Genomic DNA, 5484 nt, shown 5'->3' with positions numbered 1-5484 from the left:
GCAAGTAGCGGCCCGGCAGCCAATTCGGCAGCGGTAATAGCCGAAATCGCCATCTCGTCGGGGAGTGCGGCAACGACCGTCGGGTCGTGCCAGTCGATGACGATCGACGTGTCCAAAAGACCGGATGTCACCTCAAAGACCCTGGTCGATCAAGCGGTCGAGATCGGCGCGGAACTGGCGATGATCAATGCGCACAGCGGCGCGGGCCAACGCCGCGACTTCGCCGCGAGGGATGAACGTGCGGCGAACGGCCCGCATCGGGCGAAGTTCGGCCACCGGTTCGCCATTGCGCGTCACGACGAGCGTCTCACCCGCCGCTACCGCATCGATCACTTTCGCATTGTCATTGCGGAGATCGCGCTGCGCGATTGTCCTAGCCATGGCGTAACTGTAGCACAGTACGCTACAGTACGCTACAGTACGCTACAGCACGCTACAGCACGTCAAAGGATCTCCGCAACAGCGGATTTCATAATGGATCCAATGCCTATCTGCGGATGATCTACCCTAGTTCATCCGTATCTGTGTATGGTTTGACCCATGCTGAATGTGCGGGTCCCGGAGGCCGGCAGGCTGTTGGCGGTCAGTGGTGGCACCGCACGGCCGGGAATCGCTCGGCACACACCCGCGCGTAGGGTCTGTTTGGTGCGTAGCGAAGGCGATAGCTGGGACATCACCACCAGTGTCGGTTCGACGGCTTTGTTCGTGGCCGCCGCCCGGGCGCTGGAGGCACAAAAACCCGAGCCGCTGGCCGTCGACCCGTATGCGCAGGTGTTCTGCCGGGCGGTCGGCGGGCAGTGGGCGGACCTGCTCGCCGGCAAGTGCCCCGACCATAGGCTGAAGAGCGCCGAATTCGGCGAACACTTCGTCAACTTCCAGGGTGCCCGCACCCGCTACTTCGACGACTACTTCCGCCGCGCCGCCGACGCCGGGGTGCGCCAGGTGGTGATCTTGGCCGCCGGCCTGGACTCTCGCGCCTATCGGCTGTCCTGGCCGGATGCCACGACGATCTATGAGCTGGACCAGCCGCAGGTGCTCGCCTTCAAACGCTACGTTCTGGGCCAGCACGGCGCCCAACCCAATGCCGAGCGCCGGGAGGTGGCGATCGACCTCCGCGAGGACTGGCCCCAAGCGCTGCAGGACAGCGGCTTCGACCCGGCCAAGCCGTCGGCGTGGATCGCCGAGGGATTGCTGATCTATCTTCCGGCGGCCGCCCAGGAGCAGCTGTTCACCGGCGTCGACTCGCTGGCCGGCCCCGGCAGCCAGGTGGCCGTCGAGGACGGTGCACCGATGCCGCCCGATGATTTCGCGGCCGCGGTCGAAGCGGAGCGCAGCGCCGATCCCGATGATCACGGCCGCCGGATCTTCCATCAACTGGTCTACAACGAGCGGTGCGCACCGGCGGACCAGTGGTTCGGCGAACGGTGCTGGACCGCGACGGTGACCCCGCTGGCGGATTACCTGCGCGGGGTGGGCCGGCCGGTTCCGGCGCCGGACTCCGAGGCGGGGCCGATGATTGGGCGCAACTCCCTGGTCACTGCCACCAGGGGATAGCCCGGCAGTGTGGAGTATCGTGCACACCGGAGACATCGACAATCGTTTTCAACAAGGAGCGCTGATTGACCGACCCGGACTACTCGACAGTTAGCTTACGCAATGCTAACTTCAGCAAAGTTAGCTTAGGCAACACTACTTTGAGAGGGTGGCGCGAGCATGAGTGACGCTGATGTCAGCCTCCTCGCGGCCCGCGCCACCGCTGCCCGGGTGGATGAGGAGACCGTCAGCCGGTTCGCCACCTGTTGCCGGGCACTGGGCATACCGGTGCACCAGCGCCAACGCCCCGCCGACCTGCCCACCGCCCGCACGGGTTTCGCGGCGCTGACCCGCGTCGCCCACGACCACTGTGACGCGTGGACCGGGCTGGCTGCGGCCGGTGACGTCTCCGCGCCGGTGTTGAAAACGATCGCACGGACCGCGGCCACCGCGGGTGCCCTGCAGCGACGGCTGGATTTACCGCGCGGCGCGTTGGGCTTTCGCTACGACACCGGTCTGTACCTGCGGTTTCGCGCCACCGAACCCGACGACTTCCACCTGGCGCACGCTGCCGTGCTGGCCATGGAAGGCCAGTACGCGGACGCCCACCGGCTGGTCGGCGGCGTCGCCGGACGCCGCCCCGGCTGGCTCGACGCCCGCTGGGTCGCGGTCGCCGTGCACTACCGCGCCCAGCGCTGGCCGGATGTGGTCAAGCTGCTCTCCCCGATCGTCAACGACCCCGGCCTCGACGAGTCCTTCGCGCACGCCGCCAAGATCACGCTGGGGATCGCGCTGGCCCGGCTGGGCATGTACGCCCCCGCACTGTCCTACCTGGAGGAGCCCGACGGTCCGGTGACCCTTGCCGCGGTGGACGGCGCGCTGGCCAGGGGGCTGGTGCTGCGCGCCGACGGCGACGAGGAGACCGCCCGGGAGGTGCTGCAGGACTTGTACGCAGCCAACCCGGAGAACACCGAAGTCGAACAGGCGCTGTCGGATACCAGTTTCGGGATCGCCACCACCACCGCGGACCGCATCGACGCGCGCACCGACCCCTGGGACCCCGAGACCGAGCCCGAGCCAGGCGATTTCGTCGACCCCGGAGCCCAGGAGCGCAAGGCTGCGCTGCTGAAAGAGGCCGAGCGCGAGCTCGGTGAGTTCATCGGCCTCGAGAAGGTCAAAGACCAGGTGGCGCGGCTCAAGAGCGCGGTCGCGATGGAGTTGGTGCGCAAGGCACGCGGGCTGGAAGTGGCGCAGCGCACCCACCACCTGGTTTTCACTGGGCCGCCCGGGACCGGCAAGACCACCATCGCCCGCGTCGTCGCGAAAATCTACTGTGGTCTGGGCCTGTTGAAGAAGGAGAACATCAAAGAGGTCCACCGCGCCGATTTGATCGGCCAGCACATCGGCGAGACCGAGGCCAAGACCAACACGATCATCGACGGCGCACTGGACGGGGTGCTCTTCCTCGACGAGGCATATGCGCTGGTGGCCACCGGCGCCAAGAACGATTTCGGCCTGGTGGCCATCGATACCCTGCTGGCCCGGATGGAAAACGACCGCGATCGGCTGGTGGTTATTATCGCCGGCTACCGCGCCGACCTGGATCGGTTCCTCGACACCAACCAAGGGCTGCGGTCGCGGTTCACGCGAACCATCGACTTCCCGTCCTACAAGCCCGCCGAGTTGATCGAGATCGCGAACTACATGGCCACTAAGCGCGACAGCGTCTTCGAAAAGTCCGCGCTGGATGATCTCGAAGCACTGTTCTCCCATCTGGCCGAGATGAAGAAAGCCGACAATGCGGGCGTCGAACGTCGCGGCCTGGATATCGCCGGCAATGGCCGGTTCGTGCGCAACGTCGTGGAAAAGTCCGAAGAGGAACGCGAATTCCGGTTGGATCACTCCGAACACGCCCAAACCGGCGAGTTCACCGACGACGAGCTGATGACGATCACCAACGTCGATGTCGGCAATACGGTGCGGTCGCTGCTGGAAGGCCTGGGCCTGGAGATGCCGGCATGACCACCCAGCAGTCCGGCACGCCCGGGGAAGACCGGCGCTCGTTCGCGTCGCGCACCCCGGCCAACGGCAACCCTGACCAGGTGGTCTACCGCCGCGGTTTCGTCACCAAGCATCAGGTCAGCGGCTGGCGATTCGTGATGCGGCGGATCGCCGCGGGTGTCGCCCTCCACGACACCCGGCTGCTCGTGGACCCGCTGCGCACCCAGATGCGTGCGGTGTCGATGGGGGTGCTGGTCCTGGCCACCGTGGCGGCGGGCTGCTTTGCGTTCACGCTGATCTCGCCCAACAGCGTGGCCGGCAACGACCAGGTGCTCTCCGACAAGTCCACCTCGGCCCTGTATGTGCGGGTCGGCGACCAGCTGCACCCGGTGCTCAACCTGACCTCGGCGCGGCTGATCGTCGGTCGGCCGGTCGGCCCGACCGCAGTGAAAAGCAGCAGGTTGGACGCATTCCCACGCGGCAACCTGGTGGGAATTCCGGGTGCGCCGGAGCGCATGGTGCAAAACAGCGCACGCGACGCGGACTGGACGGTGTGCGACGGTGGCGCCTCCGGTGCTGCCCCCGGCGTGACGGTGATCGCCGGCCCGCCGCAAGGCGGCGGTGCGCGGGCCGCCGCCCTGGGGCCGCGCCGCGCGGTGCTCGCCGACGGTGGTGACAGTGGTGCGGGCACCTGGCTGCTGTGGGACGGCAAACGCAGCCGTATCGACCTGGCGGACCACGCCGTCACCAGCGCGCTCGGTCTGAGTGGTCCCGGTGCTGACGTACCCGCACCGCGCCCGATCGCGTCCGGGTTGTTCAACGCCGTTCCGGAGGCGCCGGCGCTGACCGCACCGGTGATCGCGGGCGCCGGAGGCAAGCCGCAGTTCGATCTGCCCCCGTCGGCACCGCCGGCGCCGGTGGGTGCGGTCGTGGCCGCCTACGCGACAGACAACGCCATCAACACCATGCTGTACTACGCGGTCATGCCCGACGGGTTGCAGCCCGTCTCCGGCGTGGTCGCGGCGGTGCTGCGCAACACCGACTCCTACGGCCTGGACCGGCCGCCCCGGCTCGGCGCCGACGAAATAGCTCGGCTGCCGGTGTCGCGAGCGCTGGACACCTCCCGCTACCCGGAGCAGCCGGTCAGCGTCACCGACCCGGTTCGCGAGCCGGTCACCTGCGTGCGTTGGAGCAAACCCGCCGGGGCCAGCACCGCAGAGCTGGAGCTGCTGTCGGGCCCGGCGCTGCCGCTGCCCACTGGCATGCGCACCCTGGATCTGGTCGGCGCCGGTGTGGGCGGCGCTGCCAGTCGTGTCGCGCTGACACCCGGCACCGGTTACTTCGTCGCGAACGTCAGCGGGTACCCGACTGCTCCGACTACCGGGACCGCGGGTGGGCCGCTGTTCTGGATCTCCGATACCGGCGTCCGGTACGGCATCAGTGCCGAGGCAGGTAACGGGGTTGACGCCGGCCACGCCGACACGGCCTCGGCCCTCGGCGTGAATGCCCCGGCGCTCGATGTCCCGTGGTCGGTGCTGTCGCTGTTCGCGCCCGGCCCCACCTTGTCACGTGCCGACGCACTGGTGGCCCACGACGGGCTGGCACCGGATCAGCGAGGCGGCCGCCGGGCCGCGACGGGACTGGTCGGAGGTGAGACCCGATGAGCCGACTGATCTTCGAGGCCCGTCGCCGGCTACCGCCGCCGCCGGCCGACACGGGCACCATCACCGTCGAACCACCCCCGCAGCTGCCCCGGGTGATCCCGGCATCCTTTTTGCAGCGCGCCTTGCCGGTGGTGATCGTGATCTTGATCGTCGGCATGGTCATCGCGATGGTCGCCACCGGGATGCGGCTGATCTCCCCGGTGATGCTGTTCTTCCCGTTCGCTCTGCTGGTGGCGGCGGCCGGCATCTACCGCGGCGGCGGGGACAAGTTGGCCCGCACCGTGGA

Annotated in this window: 5 protein-coding genes; 4 read left to right on the top strand and 1 reads right to left on the bottom strand. The window is 68.1% G+C overall.

Annotated features, from left to right (window positions below; all coding sequences use genetic code 11):
- Positions 1 to 132: 132 nt before the first annotated feature.
- Positions 133 to 381 carry a type II toxin-antitoxin system Phd/YefM family antitoxin gene (locus AC2VON_RS11555; RefSeq protein WP_486953090.1) on the bottom strand — a complete coding sequence of 83 codons (249 nt, stop codon included), beginning with the start codon at positions 379 to 381 and terminating at the stop codon, positions 133 to 135.
- Between the two features lie 264 nt (positions 382 to 645).
- Here AC2VON_RS11555 and AC2VON_RS11550 point away from each other — a divergent pair, with 264 nt between their 5' ends.
- The 4 genes from AC2VON_RS11550 to AC2VON_RS11535 all read left to right on the top strand — a co-directional run.
- A complete protein-coding gene (locus AC2VON_RS11550) occupies positions 646 to 1554 on the top strand; it encodes a class I SAM-dependent methyltransferase (RefSeq protein WP_486953089.1) in 909 nt (302 codons plus the stop codon).
- 159 nt (positions 1555 to 1713) lie between these two features.
- The gene (eccA, locus tag AC2VON_RS11545; RefSeq protein WP_486953088.1) at positions 1714 to 3555 is read left to right on the top strand and encodes a type VII secretion AAA-ATPase EccA; all 1842 of its coding nucleotides are present in this window, start codon (positions 1714 to 1716) and stop codon (positions 3553 to 3555) included.
- On the top strand, positions 3552 to 5198 hold the full coding sequence (eccB, locus tag AC2VON_RS11540; RefSeq protein WP_486953087.1) for a type VII secretion protein EccB: 1647 nt from the start codon (positions 3552 to 3554) through the stop codon (positions 5196 to 5198). Before eccA ends, eccB begins: the two co-directional genes overlap by 4 nt.
- Positions 5195 to 5484: hypothetical protein (locus AC2VON_RS11535; protein ID WP_486953086.1), on the top strand; the 290-nt coding region annotated here is incomplete at its 3' end. The genes eccB and AC2VON_RS11535, both read left to right, overlap by 4 nt.

The organism is Mycobacterium sp. TH-M82 (genome assembly GCF_057473605.1).
This window is presented reverse-complemented; position numbering and strand designations above follow the sequence as displayed.